The following is a 19,667-nucleotide window of genomic DNA, read 5'->3' on the forward strand; positions in this document are numbered from 1 at the left end:
CGGGTGGGCGAGGATGTACCCATGTCGTGGACGAGGAGCGGTCTGTGAGCGCGCCGCTGTACCAGCTGAAGGCCGAGTTCTTCAAGACGCTCGGGCACCCGGCGCGCATCCGGGTGCTGGAGCTGCTGAGCGAGCGGGAGCACGCGGTGGCCGAGATGCTGCCCGTGGTGGGGATCGAGCCGGCCCATCTGTCGCAGCAGCTCGCCGTCCTCAGGCGGGCGGGCCTCGTGGTGACCCGCAAGGAGGGGTCGAACGTCTACTACTCGCTGACCAGCCCGCACATCGCCGAGCTGCTGCGGGTGGCCCGCACCATCCTCTCCGGGGTACTGGCCGGCCAGGCGGAGCTCCTGGCCGACCTGCGAGCCGCCCCGGAACCGCCCCGCGGATCACAGCGCTGAACGGGACCGGCGCTCAGCGTGCCCAGGGGCCGGTCACCGCGAACGTCGTGCCCGGGTCGTAGCAGTTGACGAACATCGTCGTGCCGTCGGGGGAGAAGGTGACCCCCGCGAACTCGCCCCACGCCGGCTCCCGCGGGGTGCCGGTGTTCTGGCCGTTGCGCGCCACCGGGTACACCTCGCCCCCGCGCGTCACCCCGAAGACGTGCTGGGCGCCCGCGCCGTCCTCGCAGACCATCAGTCCGCCGCCGGGTGCGAGGCAGATGTTGTCGGGGGCCTCGCCGGGCAGCCGCACGTCGGTGTCCGGTCCGAAGACGATCACCAGGGTGAGGCGGCGGCGGGCCGGGTCGTACCGCCAGATCTGGCCGTGGTGGTCGGCCGCCGAGCCCTCGGAACCGCGGGCGTACGACGACACGAAGTACACGCACCGCCCGCCCCAGTAGCAGCCCTCCAGTTTCTGGGCGTGGGTGATGCCCCTGGGGCCGTAGTCCTGGAAGCGGGTCGGTGTGCCGGTGGCCGACGGGTCCGGGACGTCGGTCCACTCGACGCCGTCGAAGACGGCCCCGGCCTCCTGGACCGAGGACAGGTCCGGCACGCCGGGCACCCGCATCGCCTGGAGCCGGCCACCCGCGCGCAGCGAACCCGTGCCGCCCAGCGGCCGCTCCGGCAGGAAGCGGTAGAACAGCCCGAACGGCCTGTCGAACGCGTCCTCCGTCTCGTACACGACCCCCCGGTGCGGGTCGATCGCCACCGCCTCGTGCTGGAAGCGGCCCATCGCGGTCAGCGGGACGGCGCCGGTGCGGCGCGGGCAGGCCGGGTCCACCTCGAAGACGAAGCCGTGGTCCTTGGTGTAGCCGTTGGTGCCGGCCCGGTCCTCGGTCTCCTCGCAGGTCAGCCAGGTACCCCACGGGGTGGGGCCGCCCGCGCAGTTGACAGCCGTGCCGGCGATGGCGACCCGCTCGTCGAGCACCGTGAGGTCGCCGCGCCCGTCCAGGGTGAGGGCCGTGCAGCCGCCCTTGCCCGCCGGGTCGTAGGTGAGGCCGGCCGCCAGGGGGACGGGGTGCGCCGCGGTGACGCGGTTCTCGTGGTTGCGGACGAGGTGGACCCGGCCGCGGGTGCCGGGCAGGGCCGTCATGCCGTCGGGGTGCGAGGGGACCGGGCCCTCCGCGGAGCGCAGCGGCTCGCCCTCCCGGGACAGCACCCGGTAGCGGAAACCTTCCGGCAGGTCGAGCAGGCCGTCCGGGTCGGGCACGAGCGGGCCGTAGCCGCGGTGGCCGAGCGGCAGGGCCGCGGCGGTGCCCGCGAAGAGGTCGGTGAGGGTTCCGGTGAACGCGATGCCCGCTCCCAGGGCACCGGTGCGGGCGAGGACCTGACGTCGTGTCGCGGACATGCGGGAACCTTCCTGCTGGCGGACAGGGACGGTCATCCCGCTGTCTCTATCACCCGCCGCGCGCCCCCGGAACCACGCCCGGCGCGCATGTCACCCGTCGGCGGAGGGGCGCGGTTCCTGCTGGGGAGCCCGCTCCAGGAACCTCAGCAACTCCACGGGGATGGGCAGGACCAGCGTGGAGTTCTTCTCGGCGGACACGGCCATCACCGTCTGGAGCAGACGCAGTTGCAGCGCGGCGGGGGTGTCCGCCATCTGCTGGGCCGCCTCGGCGAGCTTCTTCGACGCCTGCAACTCGGCGTCGGCGTTGATGACCCGGGCCCGGCGCTCGCGGTCGGCCTCGGCCTGGCGGGCCATCGACCGCTTCATGGTGTCCGGCAGCGAGACGTCCTTGATCTCCACCCGGTCGATCTGCACGCCCCAGCCCACGGCCGGACTGTCGATCATCAGCTCCAGGCCCTCGTTGAGCTTCTCCCGGTTGGAGAGCAGATCGTCGAGCTCGCTCTTGCCGATGATCGAGCGGAGTGAGGTCTGGGCCATCTGCGAGACGGCGAACCGGTAGTCCTCGACGTTGACGGTCGCCGCCGCCGCGTCCACGACCCGGAAGTACACGACCGCGTCGACGCGCACCGTGACGTTGTCGCGGGTGATGCCCTCCTGGGCGGGCACGGGCATCGTCACGATCTGCATGTTGACCTTCCGCAGCCGGTCCACACCCGGGACGATCAGCGTGAACCCGGGTGCCTTCACGGCGCCCCGCACCCGTCCGAGCCGGAAGACCACGCCGCGCTCGTACTGCTTGACGACCCGCGCGGCCGCGGCCAGGTACAGCAGTCCCGCGGCTGCCGCCGCCGCGAACGCTCCCAGCAGCTCCGCCACCATGGCGACCTCCTCACAAGAGGTCTGAATGTCTGCTTCTGCAACGATATGCCCGCTCTCCGGTCCGGGGCCACGCCCTGGGCCCCGGACCGGAGCGGCCGCTGACGCGGGGTCTTGGCGGCCGACGGGGTCCTCAGGCCGCCGTCACCACCTTCACCGGCTCACTGGCGGTGCTGCTGTGGCGTTCGGCCCAGGCCTCCAGGGCCGTGCGGCAGGCGTGGTCGAGATGGTGCAGGCCGGACAGGTCCAGCTCCACAGGACGGTCGTGCGGCAGTGACTCCAGGCTGTCGAGGATCTTCGGCAGCCGCAGGAAGGTGGCGTTGCCCGACAGATGCGCCTGGATGGGGCCCGCGCCCTTGTCGACGATCTCCAGCTTCATGTGCGAGGCCTCCCAGGCGGTCTTGACGACCGACAGGGCCAGGCCGATCAGTACGCCCTCGAACATGTTCACCGCCACGATGGACACCGCGGTGACCACGAGGATCAGCGCCTCGCCGCGGTGGCCCCGCCACAGGGCGGCCACCGAGCGGAACGGGATCAGTTTCCAGCCCGCGTGGACCAGGATGCCGGCCAGCGCGGGCAGGGGTATCAGGGCCAGCGCGGACGGCAGCAGCGCCGCGAACAGCAGCAGCCACGCGCCGTGCATCACCCGCGATGCCTTGGTGCGGGCGCCGGCCTGGACGTTGGCCGAGCTGCGCACGATGACGGCGGTCATCGGCAGCGCGCCGAGCACTCCGCACACGGCGTTGCCCGCGCCCTGCGCCATCAGCTCCTGGTCGTACCGGGTGCGCGGCCCGCTGTGCAGCCGGTCCACCGCCGCCGCGCTGAACAGCGACTCGGCGGAGGCGATCAGGGTGAAGGCCAGCACCGTGCCGAGCAGCGCGGGGCTCGCCAGCTCGCCGAAGGCGTCGGCGCCGGGCGGCTGGACGGCGTCCAGCAGACCCCGCACCTCCACGTTCGCCACCGGCACGGGCAGGACGAGGGAGGCCAGCGTCGCCAGGACCACCGCGGCGAGCGCCCCGGGCACCGCCCGTACCCGCTCGGGCAGCCGGCGCCAGCCGACCAGCACCGCGACGGTGCCCGCCCCGACCGCCAGCGAGGCCAGCGCCTCGCCGCTGCCGAGCGCGTCGACCGCCGCCCCGGGAAGGCCGATGATCTTGTCCAGACCGGAGGCGGGGGCCTTCAGGCCGGCCGCCGCGTACACCTGTCCGGCGATGATGACCAGACCGATTCCGGCCAGCATGCCCTCGACGACGGAGACCGAGATGGCCCGGAAGTAGCGGCCCAGCCGCAGCGCGCCCATGGCGAGCTGCAGCACCCCGGCGGCCAGCACGATGACGCCGAGCGCGGGCAGCCCGAACTCGTGGACCGCCTCGAAGACCAGTACCGTCATCCCGGCGGCCGGCCCGGACACCTGCAGACTGCTGCCCGGCAGCATTCCGGTGACCAGACCGCCCACGATGCCGGTGACCAGGCCCAGTTCGGCCGGTACGCCCGAGGCGACGGCCACCCCGACGCACAGCGGCAGGGCGACCAGGAAGACGACCAGGGACGCGGCGAAGTCCTGGCGTATGTGAGGGAACCGGCTCACGCGCGACCTCACAGCGCCTCGAACGAGTCGGTCGCGGGGCGGTGTTCGAACACGGCGCCGGTGTGCACCTCGTAGTACCAGCCGCGCAGCCGGAGCCGGCCGTCGGCGAGCCGTTCCTCGACGCACGGGTAGGAGCGCAGCCGCAGCAGTTGCGTCAGCACATGGTTGCGCACGGCCTCGGCGACCGTCGGGTCGGCGGCGTCGGCCGCCTTCGGCTCGTCGGCGGCGTGCGCCAGCCACTCCCGTACGGCGGGGACGGCGTCCAGGTCGTCGCCGCGCACCAGTGCGCCGATCGCGCCGCAGTGCGAGTGGCCGCAGACCACGATGTCCCGTACGCCGAGCACCTCCACCGCGTACTCGACGGTGGCGGCCTCGGCGGTGGGGCGCCCGAGGTCACGGGGCGGCACGATGTTGCCCGCGGTGCGCAGCTCGAAGAGCTGGCCGGGGCGGGCGCCCGTGATCAGGGCCGGGACGACCCGGGAGTCGGAGCAGGTGACGAACAGGACTTCCGGCGACTGACCCGCCGCCAGCGGGGCGAACTCCTCAGGGCGTTGTCCGAAGGTACGGGCGTTGTCGATGAGGGGCTGCATCTGTGATGACTCCTCCTGGCGCGTCGTGGGGGACGCGTCGGACGGGCAGGACAGGGTGTTGCGGCACGGCGGGACGGAATGCCCCCGGACCGCACCAACAGTTGGTCAACAACTGGTCAAGAAACACGTTAACCCTGCAAAGTCGATTGCAGGGTTAACGTGGCGTTGCCAGTGGAACAGCGCCTCAAAAGGGTGGGTCGGCTGGCTTGATCCGGACCTCTCAGGCGGGGTCGACCAGGCCCTTCGCGTCCCGGGCCAGGGCGGTGAGGCGGGAGATCGCGCGGAAGTACTTCTTCCGGTAGCCGCCCTTCAGCATCTCCTCGCTGAACAGCCGGTCGAAGGGGCGCCCGGAGGCCAGCACCGGGATCTCCCGGTCGTAGAGCCGGTCGGCGAGCACGACCAGGCGCAGCGCGGTCGACTGGTCGGGCACCGGTCCGACGTCCGTCAGGCAGACCGCGCGCACCCCGTCGGTCAGCGCGCCGTAGCGGCTGGGGTGCACGCGCGCGAGGTGCTCCAGCAGATGCGGGAAGTCGTCGAGACAAGCACCCTCGGTGGCGTACGCCGCCTTGGTCACCTGCTCGTCCGAGTACGGCGCGGGCGCCTCGGGCAGCCCGCGGTGGCGGTAGTCCTCGCCGTCGATGCGCAGCGCGCGGAAGTGTGCGGACAGGCCCTGGATCTCGCGCAGGAAGTCGGCGGCCGCGAACCGGCCCTCGCCCAGCTTGCCCGGCAGGGTGTTGGAGGTGGCGGCGAGCGCGACACCCGCGTCGACCAGCTTGCCCAGCAGGGTGGAGACCAGGACGGTGTCGCCCGGGTCGTCCAGCTCGAACTCGTCGATGCACAGCAGGCGGTGGCCGGACAGCGTTCGCACGGTCTGCTGGAAGCCCAGCGCGCCCACCAGATTGGTCAGCTCCACGAACGTGCCGAACGCCTTCAGGGCCGGTTCGGCCGGGGTCGCGTGCCACAGGGAGGCCAGCAGGTGCGTCTTGCCAACGCCGTAGCCGCCGTCGAGGTAGACACCGCGCGGGCCGGCCGGGGTCTTCGGAGCCTTCGCCCGGCCGAGGCCGAAGAACCCCCGTCTGGCGGTACCGCTCGCGTGCGCTCCGCCCAGCCCCACCGCGAAGGACTCCAGGACCTGCACCGCCTCGGTCTGGCTCGGCTGGTTCGGGTCCGGGAGGTACGTGCTGAAACGCACCGAGTCGAAGCGCGGCGGCGGCACCATCTCGGCGACCAGTCGGTCCGCGGGGACATGCGGCTCGCGGGCGCACAGGGAGAGCGGCGTCGCGTCGGCTGTCGCGTCGACGTCGATGGCGGGGGAGCTGTTGGCGGGGGAGGACGACACGCTTCCCCATGCTAGAGGTCGTGCCAGACTGCGGGATATGCGACGCCTGTTCCCTGTGACCGACCCGACAGCGGCGACGGAGCCCGGCCGGGGCTCCGCGGCCCCCGAGAACCCCGGGGCCGACCGCGAGTGGAGCCTCGCCGAGCTGGCCGACGCCTACGCCTATCCGGAGCCCCCGCCCGGGGAGCCGCGAGCCTGGCTGCGCGCCAACATGGTCTCCACACTCGACGGCGCCGCGCAGCACGACGGCCGCTCGCAGCCCATCTCCAACGCGGTGGACATGCGGATCTTCGGCACCCTGCGGGCACTGGCGGACGTGGTCCTGGTCGGTGCGGAAACGGTACGGCTGGAGGGCTACCGGCCGGCTCGCGCGCGTGCGGAGTTCGCCGAGCGGCGCGAGGCCGCGGGCCAGGGGCCGGTGCCGGCCGTCGCCGTGGTCTCCGCGAGCCTGGACCTCGACTTCTCCCTGCCGCTGTTCACCTCCCCGCTGGTGCCCACGCTCGTCCTGACCGGCGCCGCGGCGGCCCCGGACCGGGTCGCGGCGGCGGAGAAGGCCGGCGCGCGGGTCGTCGTGGCCGGCGGCGGCGTCGGCGTGGAGCCCGCCCGGGCCGTGCGCGCCCTGGCCGAGCTGGGGCACACCCGCCTGCTCACCGAGGGCGGCCCCCGCCTGCTGGGGCAGCTGGTGGCCGCCGAGGTGCTGGACGAGCTGTGCCTGACCGTCTCGCCGATGCTGACCGCCGGCGACGCCCAGCGGATCGCGGGCGGGCCGTCGGTGTCGGTTCCGCACCGGTTCGCGCTGGCGTCCCTTCTGGAAGAGGACGGTTTCCTCTTCAGCAGGTACCAGAGGTCCTGATGCGACACCCCGGGGTCCCGAAAACAGCGGAATGAGTCGTTCCGTTTAGCTCCGGGTGGGCAGACTAGGACCGCCATACCCGTGCGAGCACGGGGAAGGATGGTTTCCGCACGGGCCGCGAACGGCCCAGGAGAATGGGGCACTGGTGTTCACAAGCGTTCTGATGATCGAGAAGGCCCTGACGTCCGCCGACGTGGAGTTCGTCACCACCTTGCACGGCGACGAGCCGGTCTCCTTCCACGTGCTGCTCCAGCCGCGAGGCGACCAGGCCGACCGGCTGCTGCGGGCCATCGACGACATCGCCCTCGGCGAACTGGACGAGGCGGTGCGGGAAGGGGAGACCCCGGAGGGTGACGAGGCCAAGAGCGTGGGGCAGCGGGCGCTGGAGGTGTCCCTGACGGCGTTGCGCAACTCGGGGAACGGCGCGGAGGGACGGCTGATCGAGGATCATCCGCTCGACGCGCTCAAGGGGGTGGTCGAGGAAGTGGGGGCCGACGAGGTGATCGTGCTCACCGACCCGCACTACGTGGAGGAGTTCTTCCACCGGGACTGGGCCTCCCGGGCGCGGCACAAGGTCGGGGTACCGGTGCTGAAGCTGTTCTCGCACAGCAAGGCGTGACACGGCGCCCGGTACCGGTGGCGCTCCGCGCCCCTACCGGCCGCGGGGGTCGCCGCAGGCAATAGGCTGACCTCGCTCATCGTCGTACGCACCGCAGCTTGGGAGATCACGCATGGCACCCGGCATTCCTTCCGCCATGGACCGACCGCACTTCATCGGCATCGGCGGAGCCGGGATGTCGGGGATCGCGAAGATCCTCGCCCAGCGGGGTGCCAAGGTCGCCGGGAGCGACGCCAAGGAGTCGGCGACCGCCGAGGCGCTGCGGGCGCTCGGGGTGACCGTGCACATCGGTCACGCCGCCGGGCACCTGGCCGACGACGCGAGCTGTGTCGTCGTGTCGTCGGCGATCCGGCAGGACAACCCGGAGCTGGCCCGCGCCGCCGAGCTCCGGATCCCGGTGGTGCACCGGTCCGACGCGCTCGCCGCGCTGATGGAGGGCAAGCGGGCCATCGCCGTCGCCGGCACGCACGGCAAGACCACCACGACGTCCATGCTCGCGGTGTCCCTTTCCGAGCTCGGCCTCGACCCGTCGTACGCCATCGGCGGCGACCTCGACGCGCCGGGCTCCAACGCGCTGCACGGTGACGGCGAGATCTTCGTCGCCGAGGCCGACGAATCGGACCGGAGCTTCCACAAGTACGCCCCCGAGGTCGCCATCGTCCTCAACGTGGAGCTGGACCACCACGCCAACTACGCGTCCATGGACGAGATCTACGAGTCCTTCGAGACCTTCGCCGGCAAGATCGTGCCCGGCGGCACGCTGGTGATCTCCGCCGACCACGAGGGCGCCCGGGAACTGACCCGGCGGGTCGAGGGCGTGCGGGTGGTGACCTACGGCGAGGCGGCGGACGCCGACGTACGGGTGGTGTCGATCGTCGCTCAGGGCCTGAAGAGCCGGGTCACGGTGGTGCTGGACGGCAAGGAGATCGTGTTCACGGTCTCGGTTCCCGGCCGGCACTACGCCCTCAACGCCGTCGCGGCCCTGACCGCCGGTGCCGCGCTCGGCGTCCCGGCGGACGAGCTGGCGCCCGCGCTGGCCGCCTACACCGGCGTGAAGCGGCGGCTCCAGCTCAAGGGCGAGGCGGCCGGCGTCCAGGTGATCGACTCCTACGCCCACCACCCCACCGAGATGACGGCCGACCTGGAGGCCATGCGGGCGGCGGTCGGTGACGCGCGGATCCTCGTCGTCTTCCAGCCCCACCTGTTCTCCCGCACCCAGGAGCTCGGCCTGGAGATGGGCCGGGCGCTGGCCCTCGCCGACGCCTCGGTGGTCCTCGACATCTACCCGGCCCGTGAGGACCCGATCCCGGGTGTCACCAGCGAGCTGATCATCGACGCCGCGCGGGCGGCCGGCGCGGACGTGACGCCGGTCCACGACAAGGAGGCCGTACCGGACGCCGTCGCGGGAATGTCGGGGTCCGGTGATCTCGTTCTGACCATGGGCGCGGGGGACGTGACGGACCTCGGCCCGAAGATCCTGGACCGGCTCGCGCAGCAGCGGCCGTAGCGGAAGTGAGGGGTTGGCCTACATGTCGTACGACGTCGACAAGACCGACGAGCAGTGGCGCGCGGAGCTGACCCCCGCCGAGTACGCCGTGCTGCGGCAGGCCGGGACGGAGCCCGCGTTCACCGGTGAGTACACCGACACCAAGACCGAGGGCGTCTACTCCTGCCGCGCCTGCGGCGCCGAACTGTTCACCTCCGACACCAAGTTCGCCTCGCACTGCGGCTGGCCGTCCTTCTACGACCCGAAGGACAGCGACGCGGTCGAGCTGATCGAGGACCGCTCCCACGGCATGCTCCGCACCGAGGTCCGCTGCGCCCGCTGCGGCTCCCACCTCGGCCACGTCTTCGAGGGCGAGGGCTACCCGACCCCGACGGACCAGCGGTACTGCATCAACAGCATCTCGCTGCGGCTCCGGCCCGCCGGGGAGTGACTCACAGCGCCTCCCGCTGCACCATCGCGGACATCGCGAGCGTGCCGGGCAGCAGCGGGAGCCAGACGGTCAGGGCGCGGTAGCCGAGGACCGTGGTGGTGGCCAGGGGGAGCGGGGCGCCGTAGCCGGCCAGGGTGAGGACGAGGGCCGCGTCGAGCGGGCCGATGCCGCCCGGTGCGGGGACCGCGCCCGCGGCCGTGCTCGCCGCGAGGTAGGCGAAGGCCAGCTGGGCCCACGACAGGGGCAGAGCCAGTGCGGTGCCCACCGAGGCGACGACGCCCGCCTGGATCAGGGGCGCCGCGACCGCCCCGCCCCACAGGGGCAGGAAGCGGCTCGGACGGGTGTGCAGCCGGCGTACGTCGGTCAGGGCCGTGCGCACGGCGTCCAGCGCCGGGCGGCGCAGGGGCGGGACCGCCGCCAGGACCAGGACGGCCGCCGCCGGACCGAGCAGCACGCCGGCCACCGCCATGAGCAGGGCCCGCCCCTGCGGCAGCAGTGCCTCGGGGCGGACGGCGTGCGGCGCGGCGAGCAGGAAGACCAGCACCACAGGGGTCTTCGCGACCGCTCTGACCAGGGAGTACAGGGCGATGGAGGCGGTCGCCCGGGCCAGCGGGACGCCTTGTCGGCGCAGGAAGCGCAGTGTCACGGCGTGGGCGCCCAGGCCGGCCGGCAGGACGTGGTTGGCGGCGCCGGCGGCGAACTGCGAGGCGATCAGCAGACCGGGCGGCAGACGGTCCGGCAGCGCGCCCTGCCGGATGCACGCGGCGGCGAGCGAGCCCAGGAACGTGAAGCCCGCCCCGGCCAGCAGCCACCACGGGTCCGCGCCGGCGAGCCGGGCGACACCGTCACGGGCGGCCCGCCGGTCGAACGCCGCCCACCCGGCGAGGACCAGCAGCGGGAACAGACTCACCGCGTGCCGCGCCGCGGGCGACAGCGGGCGGGCCGGGCGGACCGGGGCGGCGGCCGGCTGCTGCGCGGTCGTGTCGTCGAGCGGCGGCGGGGTCACGGCGCAGTCGTCCTTCCGCGTCGCGGCCGCGGCGGATCGGACAGGGCCGTGCCCGCACGGGGAGGCTCGCTCCCCTCCGGTGCACCGACGCAAGCCGCCACGAGCCCGCTCCGCGCGCCGAAGGAGCGACCGCGAGGCTGCCCGGCCGACGAGACAGCGACGCGCCCAAGAAGGTTTCTGCCCCACCGGCCGCCCACTCACCCCCGACCGGTCCCCGCCGGGGGCCGCCCGGCGGGGACGGACAGCGCAGGGGGCGGGACGGCCGCGGGGGAGACCGGGCCCGCGAAGCCGCATCCGACCTGTCGGCCGCGCCGGGAGGCCGGCGCCTGTGGCGAGCCGGGCGGGCCGGGCGGGCCGGGCGTCGCCGGGGAGGGCTGCGAGGGGTACGCGGTGGACGCCGGACGGCGGGTGCTGCACAGCGAGGGCCTGCCGGCGGTCCCGGCGGCCGTACCCTGCGCGGTCTAGACTCTCCCCGCAACGGCCCGTGCACGACGTGGTCAGGAGCGGGCGGATTCTGCCAAACCCGAAGGGCATTCGGCGTCTTGATAAGGATAGATTCAGTCACCAAGCGGTACCCGGACGGCACGGTGGCGGTCGACCGGCTCTCCCTGGAGATCCCGGACCGTTCCATCACCGTGCTCGTCGGCCCCTCGGGCTGCGGCAAGACGACCACCCTGCGGATGATCAACCGGATGGTCGAGCCCACCGAGGGCACCATCACCATCGACGGCGTCGACAGCAGGCAACAGCCCGTCAACACCCTGCGCCGGTCGATGGGGTACGTCATCCAGAACGCCGGCCTGTTCCAGCACCGCACCATCCTCGACAACATCGCCACCGTGCCCCGGCTGCTCGGCTGGGGCAAGGAGCGGGCCCGCGCCCGCGCCCGCGAGCTGATGGAGCGGGTCGGCCTCGACGGCTCCCTCGCCAGGCGCTACCCCTACCAGCTCTCCGGCGGCCAGCAGCAGCGCGTCGGCGTGGCCCGGGCGCTCGCCGCCGACCCGCCGGTGCTGCTGATGGACGAGCCGTTCTCCGCCGTCGACCCCATCGTCCGCAAGGGACTCCAGGACGAACTCCTGCGCATCCAGGAGGAGCTGGGCAAGACCATCGTCTTCGTCACCCATGACATCGACGAGGCGGTCAAGATCGGCACCACGGTCGCCGTGCTGCGCACCGGCGGCCGCCTCGCCCAGTACGCGCCGCCCGCCGAACTGCTCTCCCACCCCGCCGACGCCTTCGTCGAGGACTTCCTCGGCACCGACCGCGGCATCCGCAGGCTGTCCTTCTTCTCCGCCGACGGGCTGGAGCTGCTGACCGCGCCGGTCGTCGCGATCGACGCCACCGCCGAGCAGATCGCCGCCCGCGACACCGGCGACACCCCGTACCTGCTGGTGACCGACCTGGACGGCAGGCCGCTCGGCTGGGGCGCCCCCCACGACCTGGCCGCCGGAGACGTCAGCGCGGACCGACTCCTGCCGTGCGGACGGCCGTTCGCCGCCGGTACCGACTCGCTGCGCGCCGCACTGGACTGCGCGGTGCTCTCGCCCACCGGCTGGGCCGTCGCCGTGGACGCCGAGGGCCGGGCCGCCGGGGTGGTCTCGCAGCAGACCATCGCCGAGGCGATCCGCCGGGCCCACGCGGAGAACACCCGGGGTGAGCAGGTGGCGCTGTGAGCGAACTCTTCGACATGCCGAGCTACCTCCAGTACGGCTACTTCGATCTGGTCGCCCTCCACCTGCGCGAGGCGCTGATCCCGGTGCTGGCCGGGCTGCTGGTGGCGCTGCCCGTCGCGCAGGTCTGCGTCCGGCTGACCTGGCTGTACCCGCCGGTGCTGTGGGTGACGACCGTGCTGTACGCGATCCCGTCGCTCGCCTTCTTCGTCGTCCTCATCGACTACACCGGCCTGAGCGAACTCACGGTGATGATCCCCCTGGCCCTCTACAGCCTGGTCGTGCTGGTCCCGGCGATCGTGGACGGCGTGCGTTCCGTGCCGCAGGAGACGCTGGCCGCGGCCACGGCCATGGGCTTCGGGCCCGTACGGCGCTACGTCCAGGTGCAGTTGCCGATCGCGGCGCCCGCGATCATCGCCGGGCTGCGGGTGGCGTCGGTGTCGAGCATCTCCCTCGTCAGCGTCGGCATGCTGATCGGCAACCAGGGCGCCCTCGGCAACATGCTCGACGCCGGCCTGAAGTACGACCAGCCGCGCCTGGTGTGGCTGTCCGTCGTGGGCACGGCCGTCCTCGCCGTCGCCGTGGATGCCGTGCTCATCGTGCTGCGGGTGCTGCTGACGCCCTGGATGCCGCGCGGTACCCGCCCGCTCGTGGCGAAGGGGGCCGCCCGGTGAACGTCCTGAACCACATCTCGGCCTTCTTCGGCGACGGCGCCCACTGGCAGGGCTACGACGGCATCCCCACGCGCGTCCTGGAACACGTCCGGTACACCCTGATGGCGCTCGGCATCGCCGCCGCCGTCGGCCTGCCGGTCGGCCTGGTCTCCGGGCACACCGGCCGCGGCGGCAACACCCTCGCCCTGATCGCCACCGTCGGCCGCGCGCTGCCCAGCTTCGGCCTGATGGTGCTGATGTTCATCCTGCTCGGCCTGGGCCTCGCCCCCGTGATGGTCCCGCTGGTCGCGCTCGCCGTCCCGCCGATCCTGGTGACGACGTACGAGGCGGTGCGCTCCGTCGAGCCGGCGCCCGTGGACGCCGCGCGGGGCATGGGTATGAGCGAGGCCGGGGTGCTGTTCCAGGTGGAACTCCCCGCCGCCCTCCCGCTGATCCTCAGCGGTCTGCGCACGGCCGCCGTCCAGATCGTCTCGACCGCCACCATCGCCGCGTACGTCAGTTTCGGCGGCCTCGGCCGCTACATCGTCGACGGGCTCTACCAGCGCGACTACGAGAAGGTCGTCGGCGGCGCCTCACTGGTCGCCGCGCTCGCGCTGGTCACCCTCGGTGTGTTCTGGGCGGTGGCCCGGACGGCGGTGTCGCGGGGAGTACGGCACCGGGCGTAGGGCAGCCGGCGCCGGCACGGGGTGGGCACGGGGCGTCGGGCATGGGGCGGTCGGGCAGTGGGAGGCGGCGGCCGGGAGGCACGCCGGCTCCCGCGGGACGCCGTGCCGGCGGCCGTTCGCGGACCGCTGTTCAGTTCTCGGCGCGGTGCAGGGCCTGTTCCAGTACGACGAGCAGCGCGTCGCGCACCGAGCCGCGCTCACGGGCGTCGAAGACCAGGAGGGGGACGGCCTCCGCCACGTCGAGCGCCCAGCGGACCTCGTCCAGGGTGTGCTCGACGTGGCCGTCGAAGGCGTTGATCGCGACGGCGAACGGGATGCCTTTGTGCTCGAAGTAGTCGACGGCCGCGTAGCAGTCGTCCAGCCGCCGGGTGTCCACGATGACCAGCGCGCCGACCGCGCCCTCCACGATGTCGTCCCACATGAACCCGAACCGCTCCTGCCCGGGCGTGCCGAACAGGTACAGCTTCAGCGTGGGGTCGATGGTGATGCACCCGAAGTCCATCGCCACCGTGGTCGTGGTCTTGCGCGGGGTGTGCGTGAGGTCGTCGACGCCCGCCGCCACCTCCGTGATCGCCGCCTCGGTGGTCAGCGGCTCGATCTCGGAGATCGACCCGACGGTGGTGGTCTTGCCCACGCCGAAACCGCCCGCGATCACCAGCTTCACCGGCAGCGGCGGCCGTACGGCGGTCATCGCGGCCGCGCCGCCGACGGCGGTCGGGTCAGTCGGTGTCACGGTGTACCCCTCGGGAGTCGGGGATGGCCCGCAGGCCATCGATAACCCTGCGCAGGACGGAGGCGTCGTGGGTGGCGCCGGAGTCGGGCACATGCACCGTCAGGCACCCGGCCGCGCGCAGGTCCTCGGCGAGGACCCGCACCACGTTCAGGTGCAGCCGCAGCCGGGCCGCGATCTCGGCGATGGACTGCGGCCGACGGCAGGCGGCGACGATGTCGTGCTGCTCGAAGGAGAGCCGGTCGAGCGCGGCGAGCCCGGCGGTGGTCGTCACCACCTGGGTCTCGACGGGGATCGGCCGGCTGGGCGCGGCCCGGTCCGCGCCCGCCACCCGGCCGGCGGTGACCAGGAAGGGCCGTACGGCGGGGGCGGGGCCGTCCGGGGCGGCGCCGTCCCCGCCGGTGCCGCGGGGGATACGGCCGTCCGCCATCGGTGGTTCCTCTTCTTCTCTGCTGCTCGCTCGTCGGGCCGGCCGGCCTCAGCGCAGTCGGGTCCTGCTTCTGGCCTGGTTCTGGGCGGCGGTGACCGAGTTCTTCAGCTCCAGCACCAGCTGCGGGCTGAGGGCGGCGCCGGCCCGGTTCGCGAACACCGTCATCTCGTAGGCGATGTTGCCCAGCTTGGCCTCCTTGTCGGTGACCACGCCGAGGACGGCTCCGCTGCCGATCGCGGAGACCAGCACATGGCCGCCCTCCAGATCGATGATGACCTTGTTCAGACCGCCCAGGCCGTAGTTGCCGGAGGCGCCGGCGGCCAGGCTGGTGATGCCGGAGACGATCGCGGCGAGCCGCTCGGAGTCGGCGTGCTCACGCAGCTCCGAGACGGCGATCAGCAGCCCGTCCGAGGACACCGCGATGGCGTCCACGACACCGGCGGTCTCGGTGGCGAAACGGTTGAGCAGCCAGGTGAAGTCGGCTGCGGCGGCCCGCAGATCGGTCGGCGTGGCGTCGCCCGTCGGGGCGTCACCCTTCGGCGTGCTCACTGCTCGGCTCCTTCCGGATGGTGGTTCTGGTCCTGCGTGGCACCGTCCCGGCCGGAACCGCCCGCCGCGCCCTCGGGGCGGGCCGCGGCGCCGGGGGTGCGCGGAGTGTCGTCGGGGCGGGCGGTCTCGCCCGAAGCGGTCTCGCCCGGGGCGGGTGGTGCGTCGGCCCGGGTGTGAGCCGTGTCGGGGCCGGGGGCGTCGGCGTCGAGCGGTGGGTGGGCGAGGGGAGGATGGTCGGGCGGGGGCGCTATGGCGTGGTCGGTGCCGGTGCCGGTGCCGGTGCCGGTGCCGGTGCCGGTGCCGGTGTCGGTGTCGGTGCCGGTGTGATCGGTGGTGCGCGGTGCGTCTCCGGTCCCCGGTGCCTCTCCCGTCCCCGGTGCGTCTCCGGTCCGTGCTGTGTCGCCGGTGGGAGGTGCGTCTCCGGCCCGTGGGGTGCCGCCGGTGCCGGGGGCCGTGCCCTGCCGCCCGGCGTTTTGTCGCCGCAGCCGGTCGACCGGGATCTCCGCCGTGTCGCGGTGGGCGCGTTCCACCGCGGCCTCGAACTCCTCCAGCGTGGTGCGGACCATGTCCGCGTCGGCCGGGCGCGGTGCGTGGCGGTCGTGCTGGGGTGTGCCCGCGTCGAACGTCGCCCGCAGGGTCGCCCCCCGCACCCGTCGGCGCAACGGGCGTGCCCCTGTCGTGCCGCCGGCCGGTGCCTCTTCGGTCGTGCCGCCGGTCGGTGCCTCCTCGCCGCGCGCTCGTGGGACGTGCGGTGTCTCCACCGGGTCGGTACCGGCCTCCCGGCGCGGCGTACGACGCGGCAGTCCTCCCGCCTCTCCACCGACGGTCGGCACGGAGGGCGTGGGACCGGTGACGGGGACGGGGTTCTCGGCGGACCGGGCGGCTTCGGCCGGCGCGGGGCTCGCGGCCACCTCGGGGCCTCCGGCAGACGCGGAGGCTCCGGCGGACTGGGGAAGGTCGGCAGCCGCGGTGTTCTCGGCGGACGCGAGTGCGGGGGCCGGCCCGGTGTGTTCCGCGACCGACGCCAGGTTCCCGCCCGGCGCGGGGTTCCCCGCCAACGCGGAGTCCCCGGCAGCGGCCGGGTGCCCCGTCGCGCCTGGGGCCGTGACCGCCGGTCGCGTGGCCGCCGCCATCCCGTCCGGTGACGGCAGCAGGGACGCCGGGATCGCGACCTCCGCCGTGACGCCGCCGCCGGGCGTGCGGGAGAGCGCGACCCCCACCTCCCAGCGGCGGGCGAGTGCGCCGACCACGAAGAGGCCGAGCACCTTGGTCGGGACCAGGTCGAGCCGTTCGCGGCGGACCAGCCGGGCGTTCTCCTCCGCGAGCCGCTCCGCGCTCATGCCGAGGCCGTGGTCGGCGACGACCACGGACGCCCCCTCGGCCCCGGCACTGACGGTGACCTCGACGGGGCTGCCGGCGGGGGAGAACGACACCGCGTTCTCCAGGAGTTCCGCCACCATCAGCGTGAGGTCGCCGATCATGTCGGGCTCGACCATCACCTCGGTCCGGGCGTGCAGTCGGACCCGCCGGTAGTCCTCGATCTGCCCGAGCGCGGCCCGAACGACGTTGGTGAGAGCCGTCGGGCCGGCGTCGAGGACCGTCTCGCGGATGCCGGCCAGCAGCATCAGGCTGTCCGCGTTGCGTCGCAGGCGCACGGCGATGTGGTCGATGGAGTACAGGCGTTCCAGCAGCGCGGGATCGGTCTCGCCCCGCTCGACGGCGTCGATGAGCGAGAGCTGCCGCGAGGTGAGGTTGCTGACCCGCCGTCCCACGTTGCCGAACATCTCGGCGACGTTGCGCCGGCTGAGCACCTGCCGTTCCAGCAGCGCCGCCGCCTTGGTCTGCACGTTGTTGAACACCCGGGCGAGCTCGCCGATCTCGTCGTCCGCGGTGACCGGCAGCTCGCGCAGCCGGGGCGGCCCGCTCTCCTCGGCGTCGTCGTCGGCCACCCGCGCCAGCTCGCGTCCGGCGACGTCGGCGACCTCCTGCGCGGCGGCGGTGAGCGCGAGCACGGGACGGATGACGGAGCGCCGCACCAGCACGGAGAAGCCGATCCACACGGCGAAACCGAGCAGGGTGAGGTTGAGCAGCAGCCCCACCCGCCACTGCGCGCTGGTGGCGGCGCCCTCGGCCCGGTCGGCGATCTGGTCGATGAGCGCGCCGGTGATCTCCAGCCGGGTCTCGGCCTGCTGCTGGTAGTCGCCGTAGGCGCCGAGCGCGTTGCGCAGCGCCACCCGGATCTCGTCGGTGGACTCGGCCTGCAGCGCGCTGGGGTCGACCGCCAGCTCGGCGAAGTGCCGGCCGATGACCGCCTGGGCCGCGTTGTGCTCGATGCCGCCGAGCCGCTCGGCCTGCGCCTCGGTGGCGAACCGGGCGAAGCGGTCGGCCTGGTACATGTACAGCTTGTGGGAGCCGACCGCGCCGGTGTACTCGATCAGCGCGTTGGAGTCGCCGGTGAGCGCGGAGAACACGCCGGTCTCGTAGGCGCCGTGGGCGGCGTCGGCCCGCAGCAGCGAGTCGAGCAGACTGCCGGTGAAGGTGGTGGCGAGCGCGGAGTTGCGGTCCAGGCCGAGCCCGTCGATCAGGCTCTGGGCGGCGCCGGAGTACGCCGGATCGATGTTGTCGGCGGGGAGATAGCCCTGCTCGACGGTGTCGCGCAGACCGGCCAGCCCCTCGATCTCCTTCAGCGCCCTCGCCTCGCCGGCCGGCAGCCGGTCCCCGAACGTCTCGCGCACCGTGCGGATCTGGCTGTCGACGGTGATCTGGGCTACGCGGTACGGGTCGGAGGACGGGGTGCCGCCGTCGAAGGCGGCCTGGTGACGCACCGACAGCAGGATGGCCTGCTGGTGCTCGGCCTCGATGAGGGAGACCAGCCGCGCCACCTCCGCGCTGTCGCGGGCGAGCTGGGCGGCCTCCTCGGCCCGGTCGGAGTCCTGTACCAGGTCGGTGATCAGGTAGGCGAGCAGGACCGCGATCACCGTCAGCGGCACGCCGACGAGGAGGGTGAGCTTGCGCTGGAACGGCCAGCGGTCGGCGAAGGCCCGCAGGCCCGGGCGTACGGACGAGGGTGCCGGCCGGGCTGGCGCGTCCACCTCTTTCGTGGACACCGGGCCTCCTTCGTGGACTGCTGCGGCACCGCGCGCACTGCACGCTTGTGACCGTCTGTGATCGATGCTGAGGTCGCCAACTGCGGCGAGACTATCGTCTCTTCGAACACGCGAGCACGTTGCCCTACGTCAAGAATCAATTACGAAGCGCCTTCGCCGTCCCTCGGTCGCCGATCCGCCCTGTACGAAGGGAATCGTTAACACGACCGCTCTTGACTGATCGAGAAGCGGCTGGATTGGATCGGGGACTGCGTTCTTCACAGACCCCCATAGCCCGGAACGGAATTGTGACTTCCAACGCCCACCGCAGCAGGTCCATCCGGAGACACCCCGGCGCGACGGCCGTCGCCCTGGCCGCGGCGGCGGCCCTGCTGGCGGGATGCAGCTCCTCCGACGACACGGCCTCCAACCCGCTCGACGAGGGCCAGGCGGACGGCAGCACCGTCGTCGTCGGCTCGAACAACTTCGCGGAGAGCATCCTCCTCGCCGACATCTACGGCGAGGCCCTCAAGGCCAAGGGCATCAAGGTGTCCTACAAGCCGAACATCGGCAGCCGTGAGACCACCTACGGCCTGCTCAAGAACGGTTCGATCACCGTCCTGCCGGAGTACAACGGGTCCCTGCTCGCCTACCTCGACCCGGACGCCGAGCAGACCTCGCGTGACGCGGTGAACGCGGCGGCGAAGGCCAAGCTCGACCCGAAGCTGACCCTTCTGGAGTCGTCGCCCGCCGAGGACAAGGACTCCGTCTCGATCAACGCCGAGACCGCCGAGAAGTACGAGCTCACCGCCGACTCGACGCTCGCCGACCTCAAGGACGTCGCGCCCGAACTCATCCTCGGCGGATCGCCCGAGTTCCAGACCCGGCAGCAGGGCATGGTCGGTCTGGAGAAGGTGTACGGCCTGAAGTTCAAGTCCTTCAAGGCGCTCGACGCCGGCGGCCCGCTCACCCAGGCCGCGCTGAAGAAGAACACCGTGCAGGCCGCGGACATCTTCACCACCGACCCGACCATCACCAAGGAGAAGTTCGTCGTCCTGCAGGACCCGGAGAACCTCTTCGGGTTCGCCAACGTGACTCCGCTCGTCTACAAGAGCGGTCTGTCCCAGGAGGGCGTCGACGCGCTCAACGCCGTCTCCGCCAAGCTGGACACCAAGACCCTCCTGGACCTGGACTCCCAGGTGCAGCTGGAGAACAAGGACCCGCTGGACGTCGCCAAGGCGTGGCTGAAGTCGGCCGGCCTGGGCTG

Annotated in this window: 19 protein-coding genes; 9 read left to right on the plus strand and 10 right to left on the minus strand. The window is 72.9% G+C overall.

The annotated features are described in order from the left end of the window. Positions 1-44: 44 nt before the first annotated feature. Positions 45-398, plus strand: a complete 354-nt coding sequence (locus AC3ET3_RS26155) for an ArsR/SmtB family transcription factor (RefSeq protein ID WP_432135829.1) — start codon at positions 45-47, stop codon at positions 396-398. 13 nt (positions 399-411) lie between these two features. On the opposite strand, the gene AC3ET3_RS26160 is transcribed toward AC3ET3_RS26155, so the two are convergent. The 5 genes from AC3ET3_RS26160 to zapE form a co-directional block, all read right to left on the minus strand. After that, positions 412-1,785 (minus strand): alkaline phosphatase PhoX, encoded by a 1,374-nt coding sequence (locus AC3ET3_RS26160; RefSeq protein WP_432156305.1) that lies wholly within the window; start codon positions 1,783-1,785, stop codon positions 412-414. A gap of 90 nt (positions 1,786-1,875) precedes the next feature. Next, on the minus strand, positions 1,876-2,664 hold the full coding sequence (locus AC3ET3_RS26165) for a slipin family protein (RefSeq protein WP_432135827.1): 789 nt from the start codon (positions 2,662-2,664) through the stop codon (positions 1,876-1,878). Positions 2,665-2,794: 130 nt separating this feature from the next. Continuing rightward, positions 2,795-4,252 carry a SulP family inorganic anion transporter gene (locus tag AC3ET3_RS26170; RefSeq protein WP_432135826.1) on the minus strand — a complete coding sequence of 486 codons (1,458 nt, stop codon included), beginning with the start codon at positions 4,250-4,252 and terminating at the stop codon, positions 2,795-2,797. An 8-nt stretch (positions 4,253-4,260) separates the two neighbouring features. Further along, positions 4,261-4,842 (minus strand): carbonic anhydrase, encoded by a 582-nt coding sequence (locus AC3ET3_RS26175; protein WP_432135825.1) that lies wholly within the window; start codon positions 4,840-4,842, stop codon positions 4,261-4,263. Between the two features lie 220 nt (positions 4,843-5,062). After that, entirely contained in the window at positions 5,063-6,181 is a 1,119-nt protein-coding gene (gene zapE / locus AC3ET3_RS26180) for a cell division protein ZapE (RefSeq protein WP_432135824.1), read from the minus strand. 37 nt (positions 6,182-6,218) lie between these two features. Here zapE and AC3ET3_RS26185 point away from each other — a divergent pair, with 37 nt between their 5' ends. From AC3ET3_RS26185 to msrB, 4 genes are all read left to right on the plus strand, one after another. Next, positions 6,219-7,034 carry a pyrimidine reductase family protein gene (locus tag AC3ET3_RS26185; RefSeq protein WP_435612995.1) on the plus strand — a complete coding sequence of 272 codons (816 nt, stop codon included), beginning with the start codon at positions 6,219-6,221 and terminating at the stop codon, positions 7,032-7,034. A 145-nt stretch (positions 7,035-7,179) separates the two neighbouring features. Beyond that, entirely contained in the window at positions 7,180-7,653 is a 474-nt protein-coding gene (locus AC3ET3_RS26190) for an indole-3-glycerol phosphate synthase (protein ID WP_432135822.1), read from the plus strand. 112 nt (positions 7,654-7,765) lie between these two features. Then, positions 7,766-9,160 (plus strand): UDP-N-acetylmuramate--L-alanine ligase, encoded by a 1,395-nt coding sequence (gene murC, locus AC3ET3_RS26195; protein ID WP_435612996.1) that lies wholly within the window; start codon positions 7,766-7,768, stop codon positions 9,158-9,160. Positions 9,161-9,182: 22 nt separating this feature from the next. Further along, positions 9,183-9,590, plus strand: a complete 408-nt coding sequence (gene msrB, locus AC3ET3_RS26200) for a peptide-methionine (R)-S-oxide reductase MsrB (protein ID WP_432135820.1) — start codon at positions 9,183-9,185, stop codon at positions 9,588-9,590. A 1-nt stretch (position 9,591) separates the two neighbouring features. Here the strand turns inward: msrB and AC3ET3_RS26205 are convergent, their stop codons facing one another. Beyond that, a complete protein-coding gene (locus tag AC3ET3_RS26205) occupies positions 9,592-10,596 on the minus strand; it encodes a lysylphosphatidylglycerol synthase transmembrane domain-containing protein (protein WP_432156301.1) in 1,005 nt (334 codons plus the stop codon). A 542-nt stretch (positions 10,597-11,138) separates the two neighbouring features. Here AC3ET3_RS26205 and AC3ET3_RS26210 point away from each other — a divergent pair. Genes AC3ET3_RS26210 through AC3ET3_RS26220 form a run of 3 tightly spaced genes read left to right on the plus strand, consistent with a single transcriptional unit; the run spans position 11,139 to position 13,605 of the window. Continuing rightward, positions 11,139-12,269, plus strand: a complete 1,131-nt coding sequence (locus tag AC3ET3_RS26210; protein ID WP_432135818.1) for an ABC transporter ATP-binding protein — start codon at positions 11,139-11,141, stop codon at positions 12,267-12,269. Further along, on the plus strand, positions 12,266-12,940 hold the full coding sequence (locus AC3ET3_RS26215; protein ID WP_432156300.1) for an ABC transporter permease: 675 nt from the start codon (positions 12,266-12,268) through the stop codon (positions 12,938-12,940). The genes AC3ET3_RS26210 and AC3ET3_RS26215 overlap by 4 nt, the downstream gene beginning before the upstream one ends. Then, the gene (locus AC3ET3_RS26220) at positions 12,937-13,605 is read left to right on the plus strand and encodes an ABC transporter permease (protein WP_432135816.1); all 669 of its coding nucleotides are present in this window, start codon (positions 12,937-12,939) and stop codon (positions 13,603-13,605) included. Before AC3ET3_RS26215 ends, AC3ET3_RS26220 begins: the two co-directional genes overlap by 4 nt. Before the next feature lie 130 nt (positions 13,606-13,735). Here AC3ET3_RS26220 and AC3ET3_RS26225 read toward each other — a convergent pair whose 3' ends face one another. The 4 genes from AC3ET3_RS26225 to AC3ET3_RS26240 are packed head-to-tail and all read right to left on the minus strand — an operon-like array spanning position 13,736 to position 18,421. Then, on the minus strand, positions 13,736-14,338 hold the full coding sequence (locus AC3ET3_RS26225; RefSeq protein ID WP_432135815.1) for a GTP-binding protein: 603 nt from the start codon (positions 14,336-14,338) through the stop codon (positions 13,736-13,738). Further along, the gene (locus AC3ET3_RS26230; protein WP_432156299.1) at positions 14,325-14,765 is read right to left on the minus strand and encodes a DUF742 domain-containing protein; all 441 of its coding nucleotides are present in this window, start codon (positions 14,763-14,765) and stop codon (positions 14,325-14,327) included. Before AC3ET3_RS26230 ends, AC3ET3_RS26225 begins: the two co-directional genes overlap by 14 nt. Positions 14,766-14,813: 48 nt before the next feature. Continuing rightward, positions 14,814-15,314 (minus strand): roadblock/LC7 domain-containing protein, encoded by a 501-nt coding sequence (locus AC3ET3_RS26235; protein WP_432135813.1) that lies wholly within the window; start codon positions 15,312-15,314, stop codon positions 14,814-14,816. Further along, complete coding sequence (locus tag AC3ET3_RS26240) at positions 15,311-18,421, minus strand: sensor histidine kinase (protein ID WP_435612997.1); 3,111 nt, start codon at positions 18,419-18,421, stop codon at positions 15,311-15,313. The genes AC3ET3_RS26235 and AC3ET3_RS26240 overlap by 4 nt, the downstream gene beginning before the upstream one ends. A gap of 287 nt (positions 18,422-18,708) precedes the next feature. Here AC3ET3_RS26240 and AC3ET3_RS26245 point away from each other — a divergent pair. Beyond that, a partial coding sequence (locus AC3ET3_RS26245; protein WP_435612998.1) for an ABC transporter substrate-binding protein occupies positions 18,709-19,667 on the plus strand: 959 nt, incomplete at its 3' end.

This window comes from Streptomyces sp. bgisy159 (genome assembly GCF_057707805.1).

Coding starts and splice junctions, on each gene's coding strand:
- murC (WP_435612996.1), top strand. CDS start 7,766: ATGGCACCCGGCATTCCTTCCGCCATGGACCGACCGCACTTCATCGGC.
- AC3ET3_RS26160 (WP_432156305.1), bottom strand. CDS start 1,785: ATGTCCGCGACACGACGTCAGGTCCTCGCCCGCACCGGTGCCCTGGGA.
- AC3ET3_RS26175 (WP_432135825.1), bottom strand. CDS start 4,842: ATGCAGCCCCTCATCGACAACGCCCGTACCTTCGGACAACGCCCTGAG.
- AC3ET3_RS26165 (WP_432135827.1), bottom strand. CDS start 2,664: ATGGTGGCGGAGCTGCTGGGAGCGTTCGCGGCGGCGGCAGCCGCGGGA.
- AC3ET3_RS26230 (WP_432156299.1), bottom strand. CDS start 14,765: ATGGCGGACGGCCGTATCCCCCGCGGCACCGGCGGGGACGGCGCCGCC.
- AC3ET3_RS26185 (WP_435612995.1), top strand. CDS start 6,219: ATGCGACGCCTGTTCCCTGTGACCGACCCGACAGCGGCGACGGAGCCC.
- msrB (WP_432135820.1), top strand. CDS start 9,183: ATGTCGTACGACGTCGACAAGACCGACGAGCAGTGGCGCGCGGAGCTG.